The sequence below is a fragment of the Actinomyces urogenitalis genome, from assembly GCF_002861525.1.
In the GTDB taxonomy this organism is placed as follows: domain Bacteria; phylum Actinomycetota; class Actinomycetes; order Actinomycetales; family Actinomycetaceae; genus Actinomyces; species Actinomyces urogenitalis.
Genome location: NZ_PKHA01000002.1, coordinates 181862 through 206101, shown reverse-complemented (window position 1 = coordinate 206101; position 24240 = coordinate 181862). Strand labels below are relative to the sequence as shown.

The 24240-nt window shown below is 66.2% G+C and carries 17 protein-coding genes; 14 read left to right on the top strand and 3 right to left on the bottom strand.

Features of this window, described 5'->3' with window-relative positions; all coding sequences use genetic code 11:
* Window positions 1-19: 19 nt before the first annotated feature.
* Window positions 20-1147 carry a glycosyltransferase family 4 protein gene (locus CYJ26_RS03580; RefSeq protein WP_101637965.1) on the top strand — a complete coding sequence of 376 codons (1128 nt, stop codon included), beginning with the start codon at window positions 20-22 and terminating at the stop codon, window positions 1145-1147.
* 46 nt (window positions 1148-1193) lie between these two features.
* On the opposite strand, the gene CYJ26_RS03575 is transcribed toward CYJ26_RS03580, so the two are convergent.
* Window positions 1194-2843, bottom strand: a complete 1650-nt coding sequence (locus CYJ26_RS03575; protein WP_006549024.1) for an asparagine synthase-related protein — start codon at window positions 2841-2843, stop codon at window positions 1194-1196.
* A 117-nt stretch (window positions 2844-2960) separates the two neighbouring features.
* Here CYJ26_RS03575 and CYJ26_RS03570 point away from each other — a divergent pair, with 117 nt between their 5' ends.
* The 10 genes from CYJ26_RS03570 (at window position 2961) to CYJ26_RS03535 (ending at window position 15339) form a co-directional block, all read left to right on the top strand.
* Window positions 2961-4217 carry a glycosyltransferase family protein gene (locus CYJ26_RS03570; protein ID WP_239668747.1) on the top strand — a complete coding sequence of 419 codons (1257 nt, stop codon included), beginning with the start codon at window positions 2961-2963 and terminating at the stop codon, window positions 4215-4217.
* A complete protein-coding gene (locus CYJ26_RS03565) occupies window positions 4214-5623 on the top strand; it encodes a glycosyltransferase (RefSeq protein ID WP_006549026.1) in 1410 nt (469 codons plus the stop codon). The genes CYJ26_RS03570 and CYJ26_RS03565 overlap by 4 nt, the downstream gene beginning before the upstream one ends.
* A complete protein-coding gene (locus CYJ26_RS03560) occupies window positions 5620-7782 on the top strand; it encodes a DUF6541 family protein (protein WP_048683494.1) in 2163 nt (720 codons plus the stop codon). Before CYJ26_RS03565 ends, CYJ26_RS03560 begins: the two co-directional genes overlap by 4 nt.
* An 89-nt stretch (window positions 7783-7871) precedes the next feature.
* Window positions 7872-9167, top strand: coding sequence for a nucleotide sugar dehydrogenase (locus tag CYJ26_RS03555; protein ID WP_006549028.1), 1296 nt, complete (start codon window positions 7872-7874; stop codon window positions 9165-9167).
* Window positions 9164-11152: a DUF6541 family protein gene (locus CYJ26_RS03550; protein WP_101637964.1), complete on the top strand. Its 1989-nt coding sequence runs from the start codon at window positions 9164-9166 to the stop codon at window positions 11150-11152. The genes CYJ26_RS03555 and CYJ26_RS03550 overlap by 4 nt, the downstream gene beginning before the upstream one ends.
* Window positions 11153-11237: 85 nt before the next feature.
* The gene (locus tag CYJ26_RS03545; protein ID WP_101637963.1) at window positions 11238-13088 is read left to right on the top strand and encodes an LTA synthase family protein; all 1851 of its coding nucleotides are present in this window, start codon (window positions 11238-11240) and stop codon (window positions 13086-13088) included.
* A gap of 146 nt (window positions 13089-13234) precedes the next feature.
* Window positions 13235-13537, top strand: a complete 303-nt coding sequence (locus CYJ26_RS10560) for an MBL fold metallo-hydrolase (protein WP_006549031.1) — start codon at window positions 13235-13237, stop codon at window positions 13535-13537.
* Window positions 13538-13711: 174 nt separating this feature from the next.
* Window positions 13712-14263, top strand: a complete 552-nt coding sequence (locus CYJ26_RS10705; protein ID WP_180950839.1) for a ComEC/Rec2 family competence protein — start codon at window positions 13712-13714, stop codon at window positions 14261-14263.
* Entirely contained in the window at window positions 14172-14711 is a 540-nt protein-coding gene (locus CYJ26_RS10700) for an N-acetylmuramoyl-L-alanine amidase family protein (RefSeq protein ID WP_180950838.1), read from the top strand. Before CYJ26_RS10705 ends, CYJ26_RS10700 begins: the two co-directional genes overlap by 92 nt.
* 238 nt (window positions 14712-14949) lie before the next feature.
* The gene (locus CYJ26_RS03535; RefSeq protein WP_101637961.1) at window positions 14950-15339 is read left to right on the top strand and encodes a hypothetical protein; all 390 of its coding nucleotides are present in this window, start codon (window positions 14950-14952) and stop codon (window positions 15337-15339) included.
* An 84-nt stretch (window positions 15340-15423) separates the two neighbouring features.
* On the opposite strand, the gene CYJ26_RS03530 is transcribed toward CYJ26_RS03535, so the two are convergent.
* Together CYJ26_RS03530 and rfbB are read right to left on the bottom strand one after the other, a co-directional pair.
* A complete protein-coding gene (locus tag CYJ26_RS03530; RefSeq protein ID WP_244902007.1) occupies window positions 15424-16950 on the bottom strand; it encodes a C40 family peptidase in 1527 nt (508 codons plus the stop codon).
* A gap of 380 nt (window positions 16951-17330) precedes the next feature.
* The gene (gene rfbB, locus CYJ26_RS03525; protein ID WP_006549035.1) at window positions 17331-18326 is read right to left on the bottom strand and encodes a dTDP-glucose 4,6-dehydratase; all 996 of its coding nucleotides are present in this window, start codon (window positions 18324-18326) and stop codon (window positions 17331-17333) included.
* 285 nt (window positions 18327-18611) lie between these two features.
* Between rfbB and CYJ26_RS11120 the strand changes: the two genes are divergently transcribed.
* The 3 genes from CYJ26_RS11120 to CYJ26_RS03510 all read left to right on the top strand — a co-directional run bounded on the left by CYJ26_RS11120 (window position 18612) and on the right by CYJ26_RS03510 (window position 24225).
* Window positions 18612-21377, top strand: coding sequence for an N-acetylmuramoyl-L-alanine amidase (locus CYJ26_RS11120; protein ID WP_101637959.1), 2766 nt, complete (start codon window positions 18612-18614; stop codon window positions 21375-21377).
* Window positions 21378-21461: 84 nt separating this feature from the next.
* A complete protein-coding gene (locus CYJ26_RS03515) occupies window positions 21462-23378 on the top strand; it encodes a rhamnan synthesis F family protein (protein WP_006549037.1) in 1917 nt (638 codons plus the stop codon).
* A gap of 13 nt (window positions 23379-23391) precedes the next feature.
* Window positions 23392-24225: an NAD-dependent epimerase/dehydratase family protein gene (locus CYJ26_RS03510; RefSeq protein WP_040319751.1), complete on the top strand. Its 834-nt coding sequence runs from the start codon at window positions 23392-23394 to the stop codon at window positions 24223-24225.
* Window positions 24226-24240: the final 15 nt, after the last annotated feature.

Sequence of the window (24240 nt, the reverse complement as noted above, 5' to 3'; positions counted from 1 at the left end):
TGGCCTCTAGACTCGCACCATGCGCGTCACCGTCGTCACCACGTGGTTGCCTACCGTCGTCGCCCCCTCCTCCGGCAGCTTCGTGCTGCGTGACTGTACTGCCATCCGTGACGCCGGCGCGCACCTGCGCATCGTCCACCTCGTCCCGCCCCACCAGGACGACGGCACGCGCCACCTGGTCATGAACGGTATCCCGGTCCTGCGCCTGCCTATGGCGCCCGCCAGCCCACTGTCCGTGGCTGGCGCGGCCAGACGCCTGCCGTCGCTGCTCAAGGGAACAGACGTCCTGCACTCGATGGCGATGAGCTCCCTGCTGCCGCTGTCCGCCGCTGACCTGGCGGGCCGGCTGACCACGCCGTGGGTCCACACCGAGCACTGGTCGGGGCTGACCAACCCCGGCACGCTCTCGGCGCCGTTGCGGGCCGGATGCCTCGTCATCGGCCAGGCGCTGCGGCGCCCCGACGTCGTGACGGCCGTGTGCGAGTACCTGGCCGAGCCGATCCATCACTTCCGAGCCGAGGCCCCCACCCTCGTCGTGCCCTGCATCGTGGACCCCGACGGCGAGGCGGCTCCCCGGCGCTGGGAGGAGCGCAGCGACGACGGCGTCATCCGCCTGGTGACGGTCGGTGGCCTGGTCGAGCGCAAGGACCCGCTGGCGTGCCTGGAGATCGTCGCCGAGCTGATCTCGCGCGGTGAGCAGGCGACCCTCACCTTCGTGGGGGAGGGGCCGATGCGTGAGCAGGTCACCCGCCGTGCCAGCGAGCTCGGGATCGCCGAGCAGGTGCGGTTGACCGGCAACCTCGACGCCGCAGGCGTGCGTGAGGAGCTGGCGCGAGCCGACCTCTTCCTCGGCCCCACCCGCGGCGACAACTTCTTCGTCTCCGCTGCGGAGTCGATCGTGGCCGGGCGTCCTGTCGTCGTCTCCGACGCAGGAGGCCAGACCGAGTACGTCCAGGAGACCAGCGGCACGATCGTGCCGGCTGGCACCAGCCCGGCGGGCTGGGCGCAGGCGGTGCTCGCCACCCGCGAGCGGCTGGCGCGGGTCAGCGCCGCGCAGGTGGCCGCCACGATCGGGGACAGCTTCTCCTCACCGGTGGTGGGCGGCAGCTACCACGAGGTCTACGCCGGCCTCCTGGCCGGGGCCTGAGCCAGGGTGTGCTCGGTCTAGGCCTCGGCCGGGCTGACAGGCGGGGTCACTCCCCCTCGACCACCGGCAGGTTGCAGAAGAGGCGGGCGCTGCGTGACCACGAGTCCGCCAGGAAGGCGCGCGTCCAGAACCCCAGGGTCTTGCGCCCGGCCATGAGCTCGAGCGCGGCGCGCGGGCGCGAGGTGTCGGTGATGAGGGCGTCGAAGGCCATTGAGGAGTGCAGCGAGGACCAGGTGGAGAAGCTCCGCTCTGCCGCGCCCAGCAGGTGCGTGGCGGCCAGGGCCTGCTTGAGACGCGAACGCGTGGCCTGGGACACCTGCGTGACCTCGTAGTAGTCGTCCTGCCCGCTGGTGGCGGAGCCGGTAGCCTCAGCCCACAGTCGGTCGATGAGCGCGCGGTACAGGTTGCGGTCCGCGGTCAGGCGGGCCGAGCCGGCGGACCAGGCCTGCCACACCTCGTGGTCGAGCATGGGCAGGGCCCAGTCCATCCCCAGGTGCTCGTAGGTACGCATCGAGTTGTTGATGTACTTCGTCTGGCGCTCACGCAGGTTGTACCCCTCCACGGCACTGCGCAGGCTCCGCTCGCTGGTGTCGTAGCCGGCCAGCGTGAGGGCCTCACGTACTCCCTGGGTGACCCAGTGGTCGTGCCAGGCACGCTGCGGGTGCCCCTGAAGGTTGTGGTGGTACCACACGACGGCGCGGGCCACCTGGCTGCGGGGCAGAGGGACCTCGTCCAGCAGCTCGAGGTTGTGCATGTTGCCGACCACCGTGTGACCGGGCAGCAAGACGTCGCCCTCGCGCACCACGCCCTGGTCGCGCAGGGTCGACAGGGCGTACCAGTCCTGGATGTGCGGCAGCGCGGACCACTGGTGGGCAGCGTCCAGGAAGCGGCCGGTGGCGGGGGAGTGCCAGTGCTCGAGCACCGCACGGCGCTCGTAGGGCACGGTGTGCCACTCCAGACCCACCTGCTGGGCCACCTGACGCGAGACCTCCACCTCACGGGCCCCCGGGACGCCGTAGGTGAAGGCCAGGGCGCGTCCGGGACGGATCTGGTCGTGCAGGGCCAGCCAGGCCACGAGCAGGCGCGAGTCCAGGCCACCAGACAGCGGGATGACGAGGCGGAGCCCCTGGCTGGCCTCCACGAGGCGGGTCATCGAGCAGTCCAGGGCCGCCAGGAAGCGCTCAGCCATGACCTCGGGGTCGTCCAGGGACTCAGAGGTGTAGGTGAAGAAGGAGTAGTCCTCCTGGTGCGCCTGGCCGGTGGCGCGGTCGATCCGCACCACGGCGCCCTGGGGGACCTGGTGGACCCCGGAGAGCAGCGTGCGCGCCCCGGAGACGAAGCCGGCGTCCGCCAGCTCACGACGCGCCGGGGCCAGCAGGGCCGGGGCGTCCAGGGAGCCGAGCAGCTCGGAGGGGGAGTCGGTGACCAGCAGCCGCGAGCCGAAGTCGGTCAGTGCCCAGAACAGCGGCCACGAGCGCAGGCGGTCGACGGCGAGCTCCACGGTCGAGGCCGTCACCCGGACAGCCGCCAGGCGCCCGGGGTGGGAGCGCAGGACCTGTGGGTCCGTGGGGGCCGGGCACGGGTAGTCGGCTCGCACGTGCACGGACGACTCCGGGGCGACGGCGCAGGGCCCACCACAGTCTGTGGGCGTCAGGGCCGCCCACTGCGGCGCACGCAGCGCCAGGTCGATCTTCACGGCTTCCTCCCTCGGGTGGCGAGCTGGTGCTGCTAGTGTGTCACACGGCCTGAAGGGTACTGACGGCCTCATCGTCCACCAGGGCAGCTCCCGCAGCGTGGGGCGGAGAGGTGAAGCGTGAGCCAGCGAGAGACGAGGCCGGCAGCCACCAGTACGCAGCGCCCTCTTATGGTCTTCCACGCCCCCTACCCGCTGGTGGAGCGTGCGGCCGCCTCCCGGCTGCGCCCGGTGCGCATGCGTCAGGCCTTCGCGGCCCTGGGCTACGAGGTGGTCGAGGTGACGGGCTACGCCGCCGCCCGGCGCCGTGCCATGAGGCGTGCCGAGGAACGGCTACGTCGCTACCAGGCGCAGCGCGAGGCCGACCCGACTCTGCCTCCGGCCTTCATCTACTCTGAGAACGCCACCATCCCCAACGCCCTGACCGAGCCGCGTCACCTTCCGCCGCACCTGCTCATGGATGCCGCCTTCTTCGCCCGTGCCCGCAGGCAAGGCGTGCGCACCGGCGTCTTCTACCGCGACCTGTACTGGCGCTTCCCACGCTTCCGTCAGGACATCAACCCGTTGGTGGACCGGGCGCTGAGCGCGCTGTACCTCACCGAGCTGCGCCAGTGGAAGCGGGCAGGGGTGAGCGTGTACCTGCCTAGCGCCGCGATGAGGGCGCATATGCCGGTCCTCGCCCCCGAGGCGATGAGCGCGCTGCCGCCGGGCGCGGACCCGGCCGCCGTGCGTACCCCCTCGCGCTCCGCCCTCGAGCGCGACCCCGGTGCCGGGATCGACCTGCTGTTCATCGGCGTGCTCGGCGACAACTACCACCTGGAGGCTGTGTGCCAGGCTGTGGGCGAGGTCGAGGGCTGCCACCTCACCGTGTGCACCCGCCCCGAGGCGTGGCAGGCCACCGCCGAGCACTACACCCCGCTGCTGCCTGACGGGAGGCACGAGGTCCTCCACGCCTCAGGTGCCGACCTCGAGCCGCTCTACGAGCGGGCCGGCCTCGGGGTGCTACTGGTCGAGCCTAACGAGTACTGGGACTTCGCCGTGCCCTACAAGCTCTACGAGTACCTGGCGCACGAGCTGCCCGTCATCGCTACGCAGGGCACCGAGGCCGGCAGGATCGTGGCCGAGCTGGGGATCGGCTGGACGCTGCCCTACGAGGCCGGCGCCCTGGCGGCGCTGCTGCGGCGCCTGGGCGCTGACCCTGGGGAGCTGGCGCAGGTGCGCGCTCGCATGCGTCAGGTCCTGCCTGGGCAGACCTGGGCGGCCCGTGCTCGTCAGGTTGCTCACGATCTGTCAGGACGTGAGGTGCCACCGTCTACCATCGGGGCAGCAACACGGGGCGAGGCGCACGACGAGCCTGTCGGGAAGGACCAGGGATGAGCACAGCGAGGCTGCGGGACCGAGTGCGCCAGGTGCGCCGGCAGCTGACCACCGCTCCCGACCTCGCCCGCCGCCGTGGAGTCCTGCTCGCCACCCGCATCCACCTGCCCGAGGCTGCTGCCGCCTCCTTCCGCCTGGACGGCGTGGAGAAGGCGCTCGCGGGCCACGACGTCCCGGTCCGGGTCCTGACGACCACGCCCCCGGCAGCCGCCGGAGCCGGCAACGGCACAGCCAAGGACAGCCAGGAGGCGCAACCCGCCTACCGTGACCCGGAGGGCGTGAGCGTCTCGCGGTGGCCGGCGCTGCGTGACGCCTCGGGCTACCTGCGCGGCTACGTGCCCTACATGTCCTTCGACGTCCCGCTGCTCGGCCGTCTGCTGGTCCAGCCTCGCCCTGACGCGGTACTCGTCGAGCCGCCGCCCACTACTGGCGTGGTCGTGCGCGTGGCGGCAGCCCTGCGAGGCCTGCCGTACGTGTGGTACGCCCCGGACGTGTGGTCCGTGGCCGCGACCTCCACCTCCGCTCCCGGGGTGGTGCTCGCTGCTGTTCGCGCCATGGAGTCCTTCGCCGTGCGCGGCGCCCAGCGGGTGATCGCCGTCAACGAGGAGGTGGCGGACAAGGTCCGTCAGCTCGGTGCCCACGACGTCGAGGTGGTGCCCAACGGCATCGACACCTCCGTCTTTGACACGGCCGGGGACCTGCCCCGCGCCCAGGAGCGCCAGGAGATGGGGATCACCGGCCCCTACGCCGTCTACGCCGGCACCGCCTCAGAGTGGCAGGACGCCGGCGTCTTCGCCCGCGCCCTGGCCGCCGTGCGCCGCGACCACCCGAGCGCTCAGGTCCTGTACCTGGGTCAGGGCTCGGACTGGGAGGCCATCGCGCAGGCAGCGGCCCAGATTCCGGCGGGGGCGGACGGTGCCCCCGCCGTCGTCATGCACGGGCTCATGCCGCCGGAGCAGGCCGCTCGCTGGCAGCGAGGCGCAGCCTGCGCGCTGGTGTCCATCAAACCCGGACTGGGCTACGACTTCGCCTACCCCACCAAGGTCCTGGCCGCACTGGCGTGCGGCACCCCGGTGCTCTACGCCGGCCCCGGACCGGTCACCGACGACGTCGCGGCGCACGACCTAGGCTGGGTCGCCCGGCACGAGGACGGCGACGTCGCCCGGGCGCTGAGCGAGGCCTTCGCGGCTGACGCCCGCCTGGACCCGGCCGGCCGCCAGGAGCGTGCTGCGAGGCTCCACGGCTGGGTGGAGGCCCACCGGTCGCTGCGCGCCACCGGGGAGGCCGTGGCCCACCTCATGCGCGAGGTCGTCCTGGAACGGCGCGCCCGCCCCGACCTGCTGACCCGGCTGGGAGAGCGCCTGCGGCAGGTGCGGCAGGCTCGCGACGTCAGGGAGCGCCGGTGACCGTCTGGGCCCAGGCCGTGCCCACCCTGGCGATGCTCGTCGTCGTCACCTGGGCTCCCGGCCTCGTCATCCTGCTGGCGGCTGGTGCGCGTAGCCGGCTGGCACGCCTGGCCTGTGCGCCGGCCCTGACCTTCGCCGTCTACGGCGTGGGCGCGATCGTCTTCGAGAAGCTCGGCGTGTGGTGGCGGGTGCCGACGGTGGCCACCTACGTCCTCGGCCTGGCTGCGCTCATCGCGGCCGGCCGGCGGGGAGTCCTGGCTGCGCGCGGGCGCCGGCTGACCTGGCGGACCTGTCTGGCTGTACCGCTGGACCGAGCCGGGTACCCCGAGCAGGGCAGCAAGGGCGGGGCTCCTGGAGAGCCGACCGGCTCCATCCCCGCGCTCGCCGGCCCCAGGTGGCTGCCCACGCTTGCCGTGGTGGTCACCTGGTTGGTGATGATCAGCCCGATCCTGCCGGGCACCGGGCCCTCGGTACCGATCCAGTCTGCGGACTCCATCTACCACTACAACCAGGCCTGGCTCATCGAGCACACCGGCAACGCCTCCTCGCTCAACGGCAACGCCGGCATGTACGGCCTGGACGGGCGCTACGCCTTCTACCCGCTGGTGTGGCACGAGATCACCACGCTCGCCTCCTTCGGCTGGGACCAGGTCGTGATCTCCACCAACACCATGCTCCTGCTGGTACCGCTGGTCTACCTCATAGGCCTGGTCTACCTCGTGCGGGTCATACTGCCCGAGATCCGCGGCGCGGCCTGGACGGCGCTGGGAGCCAGCGCCCTCATCCCCATCTACCCGATGCGGCTGCTCATGGACACGGCCGTGTGGCCCTACACGCTCGCCCTGGCGGCGTGCCCGGCGATCGCCGCCAGGACGATCGCCCTGTGGCGGCGCGGCCTGTGGCTGTGGAGAGCCCACCGGCGCCGCCGTGCCGTCGTGGCCCTGGCCGCGGTCGCGCCAGCCTACCTGGGACTGCTCCTGACCCACCCCGCGACCCTCATCATCATCGGCTGGCCGCTGGCCGCGGTGGCCTGGACCGGCCTCCTCCTGGCCGCGTGGCGACTGTGGCGCCACGGTGGTAGCCAGCAGCGTCGGTTTGCGGTGGCTCTCCTTGCCCTCGCCGTGCTCGCCGTCATCGCCTTGGCGGTGGTCGTCCTGGGGCCGGGGCCGCAGCAGGCGCACTTCGGACGCCGCCCCTTCCGCACCTGGGACTACAGCTGGAAGAAGGTCGTCTCCGCACTCGTGCTGTTCTACGGCGGCGGCGGCTGGACGATGAAGGCCACCCTGGTCGCCATGGCCCTGCTGTGCCTGGGTGGCGTGGCCGTGAGCATGAGGCGGGCGCGTCACCGTGGCGCCGTCGTGGCCTGGCTGGCGTGCCTGCCACTCATCATCGCGGCGATGGCTCCCGTTCCCGTGCTCTCGGCGCTGACCGGCGTCTTCTACAACAACCCGCACCGTATCAAGGCGATGACGGCTGCCCCGGCGCTCCTCCTGGTCACCATCGGTGTGTCCGCCCTCGGCCCCTGGGTCGTGGTGCACGGCCAGCGGCTGGTGGCCTGGGGCGTGACCCGCGTGGCCGCGAGGACGGGGCGCCGCCCTGACCTTCGTGCCTGGGAGCCCAGGACGAGGGCGTGGACCGGCTCGGTACGGGCCGCGGTCACCGGTGGTCTCGTGGGCCTGCTCGTGGCGACGACGGCGACCTGGCCGGGCGTGAGAGCAGACGTCAGAGGTGCCTTCGCCCCACGGTCCTCCAACCAGCGTTACGTCGCCTCCGTGTACGAGAAGGAGATGATGGACCGGCTGGCGGACGAGCTGCCGCCGGACGCTGTCGTCATCGGGGACCCGGTGGCCGGGACCGCGATGCTTCCTTTTATGGCCGGTGTGCGCTCGGTGTGGATGTTCGCCGGGCAGGCCGAGTCCGATGAGGACGGTCTGTACCTGCGAGAGCACTTCCGTGACATCCACACCGACGCTCACGTGTGCGAGATCCTCACCAGCCACCGCATCCGCTACTACTACGAGGACGCCTCGACCTTCTTCAACGGTGCCTGGCTGGCTGGCCTGCGCCCCGGTCTGTACTACGTGGACACCCGTGAGGGGTTCCATCTCGTTGACGTGGGGGGTGCTGCGCGAGTCTGGGAGATCACGGCCTGTGACTAGGGCGGCCTGTAGCCTGCGGCCCTGGCACTGGCCGCTATCCTGGTGGCCGTCAGGCAGAGCGCCTGACGGCCTGGAGACAAGGAGCTCGGATGCGTATCGCCGTCGTCGCCCTGGGAAAGATCGGGCTGCCCCTGGCCGTCCAGTACGCCGAGAAGGGCCACGAGGTCATCGGGGTCGACGTCTCCGAGCGCACCGTCAGGCTCGTCAACGAGGCGACCGAGCCCTTCCCGGGTGAGGCCTTCCTCCAGGACAAGCTCAGCGAGCTGGTCCCGGCCGGCCGCCTGCGTGCCACCACGGACTACTCCGAGGCCATCCCCGGTGCGGACGCGATCGTCCTCGTGGTCCCGCTCTTCGTTAACGACGAGACCTGGGAGCCGGACTTCGCCTGGATGGACGCCGCCACACGCTCGCTGGCCGAGCACCTGACGCCGGGAACCCTCATCTCCTACGAGACCACCCTGCCCGTGGGAACCACCCGTGGGCGCTGGAAGCCCATGATCGAGGAGATCAGCGGCCTGCGCGAGGGCAGCGACTTCCACCTCGTCTTCAGCCCCGAGCGGGTGCTGACCGGCCGCGTCTTCGCGGACCTGCGCCGCTACCCCAAGCTCGTGGGTGGACTAACCGAGGCTGGCACCCAGGCCGGTATCGCCTTCTACGAGCAGGTCCTTGACTTTGATGAGCGCCCTGACCTGCCCCGCCCCAACGGCGTGTGGGACATGGGTACGGCTGAGGCTGCTGAGATGGCCAAGCTCGCCGAGACCACCTACCGCGACGTCAACATCGGGCTGGCCAACCAGTTCGCCGTCTACGCGGACAAGGCCGGCTTTGACATTGAGCGTGTCATCGACGCCTGCAACTCCCAGCCCTACTCCCACATTCACCGCCCTGGTATCGCGGTCGGAGGCCACTGCATCCCGGTCTACCCGCGTCTGTATCTGTCCACGGACCCCGACGCCTCGGTGGTGCGCACGGCCCGCCAGTTCAACGCCACGATGCCGGCCTACGTCGTCGACCACGCCGAGCAGGTCCTGGGCTCGCTGGAGGGCCTGCGTGTGGTGGTGCTGGGCGCCTCCTACCGCGGCAAGGTCAAGGAGACCGCCTTCTCCGGAGTCTTCCCCACCGTGGAGGCCCTGCGCGCCAAGGGCGCCGAGGTCCTGGTCCAGGACCCGATGTTCTCCGACGACGAGCTGGCCGGCTTCGGCTGGACCCCCTACCACCTGGGTGAGGCGGTGGACGTGGCGATCGTCCAGGCCGACCACCCTGAGTACCGGACCCTCACGCCGGCAGACCTGCCCGGCGTGCGCCTGCTGCTGGACGGTCGGCGCGCCACGGACCCGGCGCTGTGGGTGGGCACCCCGCGCTTCGTCATCGGCGGAGGCCGGTGACGACGGCGCTAGCCTGCCTCACCGCCCTCCTGCTCCTTGGAGGGCCCGGGGCCCTGATCGGGCGTGCCAGCGGCCTGCGCGGCGCGGTGCTCGCAGCAGCCAGCCTGCCGCTGAGCTGCGCCGTCATCGGCCTGGCAGAGATCACCGCCGGATACCTCAGGCTTGCCTGGCTTCCTTGGGGCTGGGAGGTCACGGTCGTGCTGGGCGTGGCCCTGACGGCCCTGACCTGGGGGGTACTACGCCTGCCTGCCTGGCTGCGACAGGGGAAGATCCAGTTGGACAGACCTGCGCAGACAGCCTCCGTCGGCCACGCGGTCGTCCTGGATGGAGCCGCTCCGTCCTGGGCACTGCCGCTGGCCGCAGCGGCAGCCGCCTGCCTCGTGGGGGCAGGGCTGCTCGTCGGCGGAGACGCAAGCGGCCCAGCTCAGGCCTTCGACGCGATCTTCCACCTCAGCGCGGCCCAGGAGATCCGCCAGGGTGGTAACGCCTCGAGCCTGGGTGGGCTCGCTGCGCTCTACCACGGGCAGAAGGTCTACTACCCGACGGTGTGGCACGGCGTCGTTGCGCTGCTGCCGGGCACGGTCCCTCAGGCTTCCAACGCACTGGTCCTCATACTCGCCGCAGTGGCATGGCCCGTGGGAGTGGGCGGACTCGTGACGGCGGTGCTAGGGCGTAGGCAGTGGGCGAGTGTGGTGACGATGCTGGCGGCGGCAAGCACCGTGGGTGCACCGACCGTGCTTCTCACCACCCTGAGCGTGTGGCCCTACGCGCTGTCCGTGGTCTGCCTGCCTGGGGTACTTGCCCTTGTCGCGTGGGCCAGGCGCTCAGCACAGTGGGGCCCAGGGCTGGTCCTGGTCGCGGAGGCGGCTGCAGGCACTGTGCTGGCACACGGGTCCGGGGCCTTCAACCTCCTGGTGCTCGCGGTGCCGGTGGCGACGACGGCGACGGTACGGGGTGCGCGTCGACGCCTCCGTGTGACGGCGGGACTGGTGAGCCTGGCGCTGGCGCTGGTGAGCGGCGTCTGGGCGATGCGTGCACCGATCGCGTCCCTCCTCGGCTACGAGAGGCCTGGAGGTAGCGCCGTAGGCACCCTGGCCCAGGCCGTGGCTGACGCGCCGATGTACGGGCCGCTCGCCTGGCACGGTGTGCCGACGGGGCTGGTGGTAACGGCCCTAGCCGTTATCGGATGGCGTCACAGACGATCGCGCGCTGGTGTGGTGACCTGGACGGCAACGGCGCTCACGGCCCTGGCACTCGTGACGTTGGTCGGCGGTCCGCAGTGGGGTGGACGCCAGATCGGCAGTCTGTGGTACCTGCAGAAGTCGCGGGTGGAGCCCTTAGTCATCATCCCGGGTCTGGTTGCGGCCGGACTCGGGATCCAGGTACTGGTCGCGCGTTGGCGTGACCGAGGACGCGACACACGGTGCGTGGCCGCCGTGCTGTGCGCTGGTGCGCTCGCGATGGGGGCAGCCCGCCTCCCGCTGACAACGGGGTTGAGCCAGAGCGTGCACGCAGAGGACCAGATCGCCTTCGGCACCCTGACCACGCGGGAGGAGCTGGCCTTTTACGACCGGGTCGCTGACAAGCTGCCCGAGGGTGCCGTGGTGGTCGGAGCGCCGTCGCTGGGCACCTCCTACCTGTGGTCGCAGGCGGGGGTGCGGGTGGTGTACCCCATGAGGTCAGGACCGGAGGACGGTACTGCTGAGGACGTCCTGGCGGCGGCTGAGCCTGAGCTCGTGCCGGGGTCACGCACCTGCGAGGCCCTGACTGGGCTCGGAGCCCGCTACTACCTGCGCGTTGAGCGTGAGAGTGCTGGTCTGCGCTACGGCAACGCTCCCCTGCGCTGGGACAAGAACCTGGCCGCCTGGCCCGATGACGGTCTGAGGCTGGTCGACGCCCAGACCACCTCCCGAGGTCAGGTGAGCCTGTGGGAGGTCACAGGATGTGACCGGGGACAGGGACCACAGGGCCCACAAAGGCCGTAGCAACAGCCGTGACAGTGACGGGTTGCCCCGTGCTCAGCTAAGGTTGACGCAGATTTTACGGCGGACAACGGAACGGCTTGAGCTGATGGCGCTTCTCATTCAGCTGGTGGTGGCAGCGGTGTCTGCCGCTGCTCTCGCTCCGGTCCTGCGGATGCGGCGCTCGTGGGAGGCTGCGGTCCGTCGCTCCGTGACGACCTCATTGGCTGCAGCTGTCGTCGTCACTCTCATAGTGGCCTTCGGTGCGAGCGACCATCTGCTCTACACCGCGAAGCGGCTCCCGTACGTCTACAAGTACACGGTGGTGTACCTGGCGGTGTGGATCCCTCTTGCTCTGTGGTCACTGGCCTTGGGCGGGGTCCTGCGGCTGCGTCGAGACCCGGAGGGTCTTGTGTGGTGGAAGCGTGTGCTGTGGGCGGTCGGCAGCGCGCTCGTGTACGCCGTGGCCGGGCTACTGGGCTTCGGCACGAGGTGGGTCTCAACGTACTTCGGTGAGGTTGATGCCGACGAGGTGGTGTTCACCCTCACCACCGGGCGGACCAACTCGACGTCTGAGGTGACCAGCCAGGTCATCAACTACGTGGTGGCGCCCACCGTGTGCGCGGCTGCGATCGGTCTGGTGATCGGGTTGTGGGACATGCGTCTGGTGCTGCGCAGCGCGACGGGGCGTGACAGGGTCATGCCTGCCAAGGCGGTGCGTCGCGTGGCGGCTGTCACCGGGGTCCTTGCGGTGGCAGCCACCGGCACCTGGTTTACTCGGGCTCTTCCGGTGAAGGAGATTCTCTTCCCGGCAGCGCCGTCGACCTTTATCGAGGACAACTACGTCGACCCGGGCTCCGTGCAGCTGTCCTGGCCGACGCAGAAGCGAAATCTCATTCAGATCTTCCTTGAGTCCTATGAGAACACCTTCTATAGCACTGTTCAGGGTGGCGGGATGCCAGTGGACCTCATGCCTGATCTTGCGGAGCTGACGGAGGAGAGCATCAGCTTCTCCAGCACCGAGCTCAAGGGAGGGTTTCACCAGCTGCCTGGAGCGACCTTCACGGTCGGGGGCCTGCTTGCCCAGACCTCAGGTGTGGCCTTGAAGTCGCCTGTCCTGGCAACTGATATCCAGCAGTTCAACTTCCCTGACTTTGCGACCGTTGGTGACCTGCTTAAGGAACAGGGGTACACCAACGAGATCATGATGGCTGCGAACGCTGACTTTGGTGCCAAGCGCGACCTGTTCCAGGATCATGGAGCCTTTAAGATCTTTGATCACGTCTATGCGACCCAGAACGGTTACCTCCCTGAGGACTACTCCGTGTGGTGGGGGTACGAGGACGACAAGATGTATGAGTTCGCCAAGCAGGAGCTCACACAGCTGGCGGCTCAAGGCGATCCCTTCTATTTCATCCTCGAGAACGCGGACACGCACTTCCCCGACGGTTATCTCTCCGAGGAGGTGACGGAACGGCCCCATGCCGAGCAGCTGTCTAACGTGGTCCTGCACTCTCAGCAGCAGGTGACGGCTCTGGTTCGGTGGATCCAGGAGCAACCCTTCTACGACAACACGACCATTGTCATCACTGGTGACCACCTTTATATGGATGACTCCTACTTTGAACGCGTAGGGGTGAGCGCAGACTATGACCGGACGGTTGTCAACCTCATCGTCAACCCTGCGCCCGGAGTGACGGCGGAGGGGCCAGTGACTAACCGGAGCTTTACCTCGGTCGATATCTTCCCCACGACCCTGGCCGCGATGGGGGTGGGGATCAAGGGTGATCGTCTGGGCCTGGGGACCAATATGTTCTCGTTGAGCCAGACCCTGGCCGAAGAGCTTGGTGTTGACACGCTTAGCGAGAGGCTCAATGACTCGTCCGAGTTCTATAACGCGCACATCAAGGTCAAGATCGTTCCCAGCGCGGATGAGGCACAAGGCACGATAACCGGCTAGCGGTGCCAGCAGTCTGTAGGAAGAAATCTGGTTCCCCAGCCGACCTGATCCCGACAGTGCTCTATGGTTGCGGACCTTGTCGCGTCATTGTTTGTCGTCTTTCCTGCGCCTGGGGCTGTAGCAGCCAGCGGGAGGCGATTCATGTCATGGCCTTCGCGGGATCTGATGCCATCATCCTGGAGAGCAACGGCCGCTTTGCGTTTGTGGACTCGGGTGAAGATCGTGACTATCCGAACGGCTCAGATCCTCGCTACCTTCTTCGTCCGCATACCGTCACCTCGGGCCCGGACTATGAAGGAGAGCCCTGGCGGTACCTAGGACAGATCGGCGTCAACGCATCAGATGCCGACTTCTATATCGGTACGCATCCTCACTCGGATCATATCGGCACGGCAGACACCGTCATCGAGCGATACAGGCCGAAGAGGATCTACGCTCCTGAGTACTGACCTATGGATCTCCGACTCGGCGCGGCTGTGGGACAAGCAGTACATCTACGACCAGCTCGTCGAGGCAGGGAGCAAAGCGGGGAAGGATTATGGTGCCTTGCTGATCCAGCGGCGCCGGTTGTCCCTGATCCTTCTGCGTTCCATACTGCTTTCCCGGTCTTTGAGCTCGGAGACATGCAAGTCGAGATCGTCAGCTACTCCGAGGACTACAAGTATCCCGGCGCGTTGTCGGACGCCAATCTCATGTCCTGGGGCGTCAAGGTCACGGCGCACGGCAAGACGGCATTCTTGTCGGGCGATATCGAGAAGACCGATGGGGATGAGAGCCGTCTCGCAACTGAGATCGGGAAGGGCGGCTTCCTCAAGCTCGGGCACCACGGTCTGTCCCGTTCGAACAGTGAGGAGCTCCTCGAGGCTCTTGATCCGGAGCCTGCCGTTCAGACGGGCTCATACTCCTACATGTTCAGCGACACGGTTGATGTCCTCAATCGTCGTGGTGTCAGCTGGTACCCGGCAGACGAGATCCGCTCGAATGGCAGTAAGGCCGTGGTCTTCACCATGGATGAGAGCTCTGTGGCTATCGCTGGGGTCAAGACGTCTCTCGTCTATCGCTGGCGAGCCTCGCCGGGACCTCATGTCACGGCATATCAAGGAGGAAAGGCCACTCCTCAGTGGGGATGGAAGAAGCTCTTGGGGGCAGTACTACTGGTTCAACGGCAAGCCTGACGCAAGTGAGAACACGTGGGTCCAGGACCAGGGACGGTGGTACTACCTCACTGACACCGGCGTGATGGCGACTGGGTGGGCCAAGGACGGTGTGACGTGGTACTTCTTCGAGGCCTCTGGCGCGATGCGCTCCGGCGGTTGGATGAAGCAGGGAGGTACCTGGTACTACCTGGGCGCTGACGGCGCTATGAGGACTGGGTGGCAGGATATCGGTGGGGCTCGTTACTACCTGCAACCCAGTGGTGCGATGGCGACCGGTTGGGTGAAGGTGGACGGTGCCTGGTACTTCCTCCATCCCAATGGTGCGATAGCAACCGGGTGGCAGAGTGTCGCTGGCACCTGGTACTACCTGGGTACGGATGGTGTGATGGTCGACAAAGACACCGTCGTCATTGATGGCCGTGAGTCTCGTTTTGCTAGCAGTGGAGCATGGCTCTGGTATGCCTGATGTTGTTTTGGACGTGAAGTCTAGGCACCGACCGGCTTCAGGACGCTAGCCTCGAGTTATGAGGCATCATGTTCTTTCCGCAGCCCTTAGCGTCGCACTTCTCGTCCTTGGCTCTGCAGCCTGCACAAGTCCCGGCTCTGATCCGGTAGGGGCTCAGCGGCCAAGTGCAGCCTCCTCGGCGGCTCCTGTTCCATCTGGGCCTCCCCAGACCATCGCACCGACGAATGGATGTGCTGCGATGGATTCGATTCTCGCTGAAGCCCTCTCGACGACCTCGCAGGGCCAGGCATTTTCTGCAGATGTTGCCGCTGGACAGGACTCGCAGTCGCACTGGCTGGCCTTCGTGACACTGGTTGACGGCCAGTACCGGTCGCAGCTGGAGGACGCGGCTGGAGGTGATGAGACCGCACAGGCCGCCATCCAGGCTCTCGATGACTATGTCATGATTACTACGCGCCTGTCTCAGGGGGAGATCCCGGAGTTCGCTGATGAACGAGAAGCGGAGATGGCTGTCAAGGAGGGGCGAGAGCCGGAAGTGAATCCGGCGTATCAGGAGGCCACTGACGCTCAGGTCGCCGCACACACCACCTTGACGGCCTGCATGCCGTCCTGGCCTGTGGTCTTCTAGACGACGTGAACGAGAAGTGCTATGAGGGGGCTGTCCGGAAAGCTCCGGGCAGCCCCCCTCATAGCATTGTGGGGTGCGCATGGATCACGGGAAGGGACGAACCACCTCCGGGGCAATGGCTCCCCAGGAGTACCCTGCAGTGACGTTGTCAATTCGTGCAGGCCGCCCCATGTAGTCGGTGTGGATCACCTGGTCGTTGCCAAGGTAGATCGAGACATGGACGACGGTCCCTCTGCTGCGATAGAAGACGATGTCCCCGCGCTGTCGCTGACTGAAGGGGACGTGCATGAACCCCTGGTAGGCGTAGAGCTCGCGGGACGTGCGGTAGGCCGGCCACGCGTGCTTGATGACGTTGATGGGCTGAGGGTCCATGCCACCGTGGTACAGCGACTGGAGCACCAGTCCGGAGCAGTCAAAGCCAAGACCGTAGGTACCCGCTCCGCCCCACGTGTATGAGGAGCCGAGCTGGTTCCAGGCATAGCCGATCATCGCCTCGATGCGCTCACTCCTGGTCGCGCTCAGCCCGATCGGTGTGGCCTGGTACTGGTCCACCCACCAGGAGAAGCCGGTTCCCATGGCGTTCCAGGTCTGCTGGTCAACAACACCAGTCTGAGGGAGCCCTGCTCGCCTCTGAAAGTTTCGGACAGCATTCTGAAAGGTCCCGTTGGCGGTTGCCAAGGCGCTTCCATTACTAATGCCTAGACGCTGCTGGACGATACGGACCTTGACACCGTTCATCCCCGGCGTCAGCTCGTTCGTGGCCCAGCCAAGGGGAGTAATACGATCGGTCGGCTGCAGATAGCCAGCAGGAGCGGTGTACCCGATCCACGCCCCGCTCGGGCTCAGGTTGTAGGTCCCGCCGTTTACGGTGATGGTGCCGGTGGCCATCTTGCCGGTGGTGGGGTCGAGGTAGTACCAGGTGCCGCCAAGGTCCAGCCAACCTTTAGCGAGATCCCCCGAAGAGGTGTAGTAGTACCAAGCACCGTCGATCTTGGTCCACCCGGTAGCCATGGCGCCTGAGCCGGTGAGGTAGTAGGTCTTGCCGTCCACGGTGATGGTGCCGGTGGCCATCTTGCCGGTGGTGGGGTCGAGGTAGTACCAGGTGCTGCCGAGCTGGAGCCATCCGGTAGCCATGTGACCGTCACCGTGGAGGTAGTACCAGGTGCCGGAGACCTGCTGCCAGCCTGTGCGCATGTCACCCGAGGGCGCGAGGTAGTACCAGTGCGAGCCCACCTTTGCCCAGCCGCTGTGCATGTGTCCGTCGGAGGGGTCGAGGTAGTACCAGGTGCTGGCGACCTTGGCCCATCCCCTCGCCATGGCGCCGGAGCCGGTGAGGTAGTACCAGGCGTCACCATCCTTGAACCAGCCGGTGTGCATGGCTCCGGAGGCGGTGAGGTAGTAGGTGGTGCCGCCTGTGTCGAGCCAGCCGGTGGCCATCTTGCCGGTGGAGGGGTCGAGGTAGTACCAGGTGCTGGCGACCTTGGCCCATCCCCTCGCCATGGCGCCGGAGCCGGTGAGGTAGTACCAGGCGTCACCATCCTTGAACCAGCCCGTCCGCATCCATCCGGAGCCGTCAAAGGCGTAGAGGCTGCCCTCAACCTCGCCCCACACGCCGTGCGGGTACGAGCCATCATTGTCTCGCCACCACCAGCGACTGCCTGAGGCTATCCATCGGCCTTGCCCGGTCAGCCTGACGGGTGACTGGGCGCTACCGTCAGCCTCAGGGGCCTGGGACGGGACCGGAGGCTGAGAAGTACTGTCCGATCCAGTGCCGACCGTCTCCTGCTGCTGGGGGGGAGAGATGGTGGTCGTAGGCATCGGTGTGGACGCCGCGTCATCGGCGTGCGCCGGGATAGCGACGCCGAGGGCGAGGGTGAGGACAGCAAGCGGGACGTACGCTGTGCGCAGGCGTCGAGACGATAATGTCACTATATCGGGCGTGATTGTCATCATGCAGTAATTCGGGGCGTCTCCTGACAGGCCTGGAGCTGTTACTGTCCCTGTGCGGCGTACTTGGCTTCGACCTCGGCCTTGAGGGGGCGCCACCAGGCCTCGTTGGTGGTGTACCAGTCGATGGTGGCCTGGAGGCCGGAGCGGAAGTCGGTGTACTTCGGTGACCAGCCGAGCTCCTCGACGAGCTTGGAGTTGTCGATGGCGTAGCGCATGTCGTGGCCGGGGCGGTCGTTGACGTGCTCGTAGTCGTCCTTGTCGTAGCCCATGAGCTCGAGGATGAGCTCGACGACCTCCTTGTTGTTCTTCTCGCCGTTGGCGCCGATGAGGTAGGTCTCGCCGATGCGGCCCTTCTCGATGATGTCCCACACGGCGTCGTTGTGGTCCAGGACGTGGATCCAGTCGCGGACGTTCTCACCGGCTCCGTAGAGCTTGGGCTTGACTCCGTCGATGAGGTTGGTGATCTGGCGGGGGATGAACTTCTCGATGTGCTGGTAGGGGCCGTAGTTGTTCGAGCAGTTGGAGATGGTGGCCTCCACGCCGAAGGAGCGGACCCAGGCGCGTACGAGCAGGTCCGAGCCTGCCTTGGAGGAGGAGTAGGGGGAGGAGGGGTTGTAGGGCGTGGTCGGCTCGAACTTGGCCGGGTCGTCTAGCTCGAGGTCTCCGTAGACCTCGTCGGTGGAGATGTGGTGGAAGCGCACCTTGTGGCGGCGTACTGCCTCCAGCAGGGTGAAGGTGCCGACCAGGTTGGTACGGATGAAGGGGGAGGGGTCCAGTAGCGAGTTGTCGTTGTGGGACTCGGCGGCGAAGTGGACCACGACGTCCGCCTCGGCGACCAGCGGGTCGACGGTGTCAGCGTCGGCGATGTCGCCGACGACGAGGGTGACGCGCTCGCCCAGGTCCGCCAGGGATCCCTTGTTGCCGGCGTAGGTGAGCTTGTCCAGGACCGTGACCTTGGCGTCTGGGTGACGTACGAGGGTCTGGTGGACAAAGTTGGCACCGATGAAGCCGGCACCTCCGGTGATGAGGACGTTCATGTACAAGCTCCCTGAACGATCGGGTACGGCGCAGCAACGCCGTTCTGCCGCTCGCCATGATGCCACAGGGGCCGTGTCCGGGGTGGAGTGCTGCAGGTGGGTTGATGGTCGATCCTGTCATCCGGTACATGAGCATGAACAACATGCATGTAGTTACGTGATCCTCCTCAATTGGCCGTTTCTTGCGGTGGAATCTCAGTATCGTTCCCACTAGTCACATCAGTCACGGCTGCCCCACACGTCTCGGCGATGTGGGAACTCCTTCACGTGCCGAAAGGACCCTCCATGCCGGCGTCTCGTTACCTCCGTGTCGCATCCGCTATCTCCCTGGTACTCGCGGGTGCTGGACAGGTTGCCGCGGTTCAGGCTCAGCCGGCTGCTGGCGAGGCAGCCCCCGCACCGGTCCAGCTCATCGAGCTCACTACTGCCAGTGGTGAGACCACTGAGCTGGCGCAGGCGGGTCTGAGTGAGGAGGAGCCGGGCTCTGGGGCCGGTGCTGAGGTACCCGCAGGGACTGCCGAGGGAAACGGGGTCGCTCCTGCCCGCGCATCTCTGCTGGCTGCAGCCACAGATGCTCCGGACCTGGAGCGGGACGCTGACCTCCTCACTGAGCCTCTGGAGGTTGACGGCTTCCTCGTCGCAGGCTTCACGTGGAGCGGTAGTGAGGCCCTTCCCACGGGGACGCAGATCTATCTGCGAGTGCGTGAGGGCGGTGTCTGGTCATCCTGGTACCTCAATGAAGCTGCTGACGCGGGCCCGGACGATGCCTCAGGCAACGGAGGGACGGATGAGTTCGTGACCGGCGGTGCTGATGCGATTCAGGCGGCGGTCGTCAGTGGAGGCCGTGCGCTGCCGACGGACCTCACTCTGGCGCTCGTTCCGGCGAAGCCTGCTGGCGAGGAGGTTCTGTCCGACGATGACGTGACAACTACTCAGGCGGATCCGACGGAGATTGCTCAGGACACTGCGGTCACGCAGGAACAGCTGGTGGATCGGTTGGTGGACGCCACTGCGCCGGTTGGCTCTGAGGACGGGACGACCGCCGATGAAGGAACGGATGTCTCTGAGACGACTGGTGCGACTGCTTCTGCCGCGACGAGCGCAGGTCATGGTGTCAATCTCGACCTGCCAACGGCGTTGGCTGCGACAACGACCGCCAACGGCTTGCCGGTGCCCGTCGTGACGCGCGCCGAGTGGGGAGCCAATCAGGCCTACATGACGTGGTCCCCCAAGTACGCCAACGCTGCGCACGTGGTTGTGCACCACACGGCTGGAACCAACAACTACACCGCAGCGCAGTCAGCGTCGATCGTCGCAGGAATCTACTACTACCATGCCGTGACGCTGGACTGGGGGGACATCGGATACAACTTCCTCGTCGACAAGTACGGCCAGGTCTTTGAAGGCCGCTATGGCACCCTCTCATCGGCCGCCGGGAAGATGGTCATCGGCGGGCACGCACGTGGCGTAAACACGGGCACCATGGGCATCTCCATGATGGGGAACTACGTCTCGACAAGCCCCACCGACGTGCAGATTGACCGCGTAGGGAAGATGGCTGGTTGGTTCCTCAAGCGCTCTGGCGTCACCAACGCGTCAGCGTCGGCGAGCTTCACGATCCTGACGACGGAGAAGTACAAGGCTGGTCAGGTGGTGAACCTGCCCAGGATCCTTGCGCACCGCGATGTCGGGTACACAACCTGTCCGGGTGACGGGGGCTACTCCAAGATGGGGCAGATTCGCTCTGTCGCTCAGAGCCAGATCAGTAGTGGATCGACTGGTGGCGGCTCATCGACTCCTGCCGCTCCCACGTGGAGGCTTGTTGACAAGACGTGGTACCTCTACGGCGCGGACGGCGCACGGCTGACTGGCTGGCAGAAGGTCAACGGGAGCTGGTACTACCTCTCGCCGGTCAATGGCGCTATGGCCACCGGATGGCAGGCAATCAGCGGAAAGTGGTACTACCTCACCGGGTCTGGTGCCATGACGACCGGCTGGGTTGAAGTTAGCGGCAGCTGGTACTACATGAGTGACTCCGGCGCGATGGTGACGGGGTGGCTGCACCTGGGCTCGACCTGGTACTACCTGCATCCCAGCGGTGCCGCAGCGCTCGGGTGGCAGTTGATCAACGGCACCTGGTACTACTTCAGGCCAGGCAACGCCATGGTTGTTGGTTGGGCTCATGTCAACGGACGCTGGTACTACCTCGGCTCCTCTGGCGAGATGATGACCGGCTGGCTGAGTGTCAACGGCACCTGGTACTACCTGGATCGTTCTGGCGTAATGCTCACTGGCTGGCAGAAGATCGGTGGCTCGTGGTACTACCTCAACGCCTCCGGAGCGATGTCCACGGGGTGGATCAATCTCTCCGGCACGTGGTACTACCTGCGTGGCAGCGGTGCCATGGTGACTGGTACGCAGCTGATCGACGGTCGGTACAGCGAATTCGCTCCATCGGGAGCCTGGAAGGGCTACATCTCTGAGGCGGAGGCCAAGGGACTGCACCTCGTGATGGCCGCACCGACGAGCACACGATCAGTGACGGTGGCCAAGATGGTGGCTGCCTACCAGCGCTCAGGAGAGACCTACCCGGCCTCTGTGCTGGGACGTGGTGGGGCCAGCACGATCTCAGCTTTCGCCGGGCTTGCCTATGACGAGGCTGCCGCCGAGGGCGTGAGTCCTGAGCTTCTCTTTGTCCAGGCGATGAAGGAGACCGGCTGGCTTCAGTACGGCGGGGACGTCAAGGCCACTCAGTTCAACTTTGGTGGACTCGGTGCGACTGGTGGAGGTAACCCGGGAAACAGCTTCGCGAGCGTCCAGATCGGGCTGAGGGCACAGGTACAGCACCTACGGGCGTACGCCGACCCGACTGTGACGACGGCCAGGCTGGCCCATGACGTGGTCGATCCTCGTTTCTCCTACGTGAAGAAGGGGAGCGCCCCCTACATCGAGTACCTGGGCACCCAGGAGAATCCGAGTGGTGCTGGGTGGGCCACGGCGAAGGGGTACGGAACTGACCTGATGGCGATGGTGCGCAGCCACTTCGGCTGAGAGACGGAGCTGCCTTATGCTGCCGATGGTGTCCGGAACCTGACGGTTGGACACCGTTACTCTCAATCGCGTGGATAGGTGAGCATGAGCGGAGCTGAGGTCGAAGGTCTCTCGAGTGAGCTCAGAGCGTGCCGGCGAGCGGGTATCTACCTCTTCTATGACCGAGACGGTGTCGTTGATGACTACGTGGTCCAAGTGATCAGGAGCTTGCTCCCCTTTCTTGACCACATTCTCGTCGTCGTTAACGGTGCTGTGTCAGTGGCTGGCAAAGCACGGCTGGATGCGGTTGCCCATGATGTGCTCGTACGCGGTAACGAGGGCATGGACGTCGGCGGATATCAGGACGGCTTGGCTCACCTCGGTTGGAACCAGATCGGAGACCTTGATGAGCTTGTACTGCTTAACAACACCTTCTTCGCGCCGGTGCGTCCTTGGGAACCGGTCTTCAAGGAGGCTGCTGAACGGGTAGAGGCCTCGTTCTGGGGACTGACGGAGCACGCGGAACAGCGTCCTCACCCCTTCTTAGGTCAGGCAGTGATGCCTCGGCATCTACAGTCTCATTTCCTCGCTGTGCGCTCGCCTCTGCTGAGGGATCCGGCTTTCCGCCGCTACTGGGAGACCATGCCGCCTGTCAGCAGCTATCACGACTCCATCGCACATCATGAATCGCGTTTCACGCCATATTTCAACGCACGCGGGTACAGCTCCTTTGCGGTGTACCCGGCGGAAGAATTCGCCAGCCTCAATCCGTCTCTCGAAGAACCCATGGCTTTGCTCCAGGCGGGCTGCCCGGCACTCAAACGTCGCATCTTCTTCCACGACCCGCTCTATCTGGACGCCTGTGGTGCCAACGGTGCCGACATCCTGAGGACGGTGAGTCAGACTCCGGACAGCGCGGTGAGTGAGTCCATGATCCTCTCCGGCCTGGTCCGTTCGAGCGAACCACGCACTCTGCTTGCGAACGCTGGGCTCACTGAGCAGCGTCCAGACGACGTAGCCTCACCCGAGGTTGAGATGCCCTTCTACGCGCACCTTCATGTCGGAGATGGGGCGTCAGCTGAGCAGATTGTCGCGAGGCTGAGGGTCCTCAGCGATGCCCGCACATGCGTACGCGTGATCCTCACCGTCGATTCCCGCGTTGAGAGTGAGGCAGAGGCTGCTCTTTCACAGGTCGGAGAAGACCTGCGCGGGCGGGCGGAGCTGCGTGTGGCAAGTCAGCCGGATCTGGGCGCGCTCGCAGCGCTCCTGAGCGACGCTGCCGACCTTCTGGATGATGACGAGAAGGATCGTGTGCTCCTGCGCCTGACATGCGCTGGGGGAGAAGAGACCCCGGAAGAGTGCACCGCACAGGTTCCTGACGGGGAGGGTGAGCAGCCGGTCACTCGTGATCTGGCTATCCTGCTGGCGGCGCGATCGTTGTTCTACCAGCATCCGAGCCTGGGCGGCCTGGGCCTCCCAAGCCCCGTGCGTGGCAGCTCAGCGCTGGGACACGGCTGGCAGGGCCTCCGGGATGCTGCTGTTGACTGCGCTTCGGCGCTGGGCCTGAGCGTTCCGTTGGATGCTCACAGCCCAGTCAGTGCCTATCGCGCTCCTATCCTTGTGCGTCCAGCAGGTCTGACAGTGCTGCGTTCCTGTGATCTGTCTGCGCTGAGGACCGCATACGGTGCCCGCGATGCTGGTCAGCTCCTTGAATTCCTTGAAGTCCCAGCCCTCCTTAGTACGGGTGCCCACTATCGTCAGCTTCTGACCGGCCGAGCTCAGCAGGATTACGCTCTGCTTGAATATCGTTACCAGGCGCTCGCTGCCTTGCTGCCCGAGGATGTTGAAGAGGCCCAGCGCTATCTCGCTTCCCGCAGCGGTCCGCAGGCGAGCCTCGGCGCGATGGTTCGACGCGAGCTTGAACACCGCCTACCAGGTCTCGCTGAGACTCTCAAGCCTGCCTACCGACGTCTAAACGGTGGTATCACGCGACTCCTCCCCAAACCGCGCCGCCGCCCCTGATACGATCCTGGCCGTGGGAAAGTCTGTTCTTGTGACTGGTGCTGGGGGATACATCGGTCGGCATGTGGTGACGGCGCTTTTGGACCGTGGCCTGGAGGTCACTGCTGTTGACCTGCGGCTCGACGGCGTGGATGAGCGAGCGGACCGTCTGCCTCTTGATCTTTTCTCTGGTGGTAAAGACATCTATGACCAGATGGGACGGCCGGATGCTGTGCTCCACATGGCCTGGCGTGATGGCTTCAAGCATGGATCTCCCGCTCACATTGACGACCTTCCGAGACACTATGAGCTCATTGAGAACCTCTACGCAGGAGGTCTGAAGCAGCTCGCTGTCATGGGCACGATGCATGAGGTCGGCTACTGGGAAGGCCCTATCACAGAGGACACTCCGTGCTCGCCGGCGTCCTTGTACGGCATCTCAAAGAATGCTCTGCGCGAGCTTGCTTTTCTCTCGGCCCAGGCGCACGGTGGCATTCTGCAGTGGATCCGTGCCTACTACATCGTAGGGGATGACAAGTTCGGCTCCTCGATCTTCTCCAAGCTGCTTGACGCCGCTGAGCAGGGGCGTAAGACCTTCCCCTTCACCACGGGCAAGAACAAGTACGACTTCATCTCTATCGATGAGCTGGCCCAGCAGATCTCTGCCATCCTCGCTCAGGAGGAGGTCAACGGCATCATCAACGCCTGCACAGGCCGTCCGGTGGGCCTCGCTGAGCGAGTCGAGCGCTACATCGCCGAGAACAACCTCAATATTACCCTTGAATACGGGGCTTTCCCGGACCGGCCCTACGACTCGCCAGGCGTGTGGGGTGACCCGAGTAAGATCAACGAGATCCTCGCTCGCTGACCTTGTGACCGAGCC

Bases quoted from the DNA above. Each gene is read 5' to 3' on its own strand.
- CYJ26_RS10700 (WP_180950838.1), top strand. From the start codon at position 14,172: ATGTCACGGCATATCAAGGAGGAAAGGCCACTCCTCAGTGGGGATGGA.
- CYJ26_RS03565 (WP_006549026.1), top strand. From the start codon at position 4,214: ATGAGCACAGCGAGGCTGCGGGACCGAGTGCGCCAGGTGCGCCGGCAG.
- CYJ26_RS03515 (WP_006549037.1), top strand. From the start codon at position 21,462: ATGAGCGGAGCTGAGGTCGAAGGTCTCTCGAGTGAGCTCAGAGCGTGC.
- CYJ26_RS03545 (WP_101637963.1), top strand. From the start codon at position 11,238: ATGGCGCTTCTCATTCAGCTGGTGGTGGCAGCGGTGTCTGCCGCTGCT.
- rfbB (WP_006549035.1), bottom strand. From the start codon at position 18,326: ATGAACGTCCTCATCACCGGAGGTGCCGGCTTCATCGGTGCCAACTTT.
- CYJ26_RS10560 (WP_006549031.1), top strand. From the start codon at position 13,235: ATGGCCTTCGCGGGATCTGATGCCATCATCCTGGAGAGCAACGGCCGC.
- CYJ26_RS03555 (WP_006549028.1), top strand. From the start codon at position 7,872: ATGCGTATCGCCGTCGTCGCCCTGGGAAAGATCGGGCTGCCCCTGGCC.
- CYJ26_RS11120 (WP_101637959.1), top strand. From the start codon at position 18,612: ATGCCGGCGTCTCGTTACCTCCGTGTCGCATCCGCTATCTCCCTGGTA.
- CYJ26_RS10705 (WP_180950839.1), top strand. From the start codon at position 13,712: ATGCAAGTCGAGATCGTCAGCTACTCCGAGGACTACAAGTATCCCGGC.
- CYJ26_RS03535 (WP_101637961.1), top strand. From the start codon at position 14,950: ATGGATTCGATTCTCGCTGAAGCCCTCTCGACGACCTCGCAGGGCCAG.
- CYJ26_RS03580 (WP_101637965.1), top strand. From the start codon at position 20: ATGCGCGTCACCGTCGTCACCACGTGGTTGCCTACCGTCGTCGCCCCC.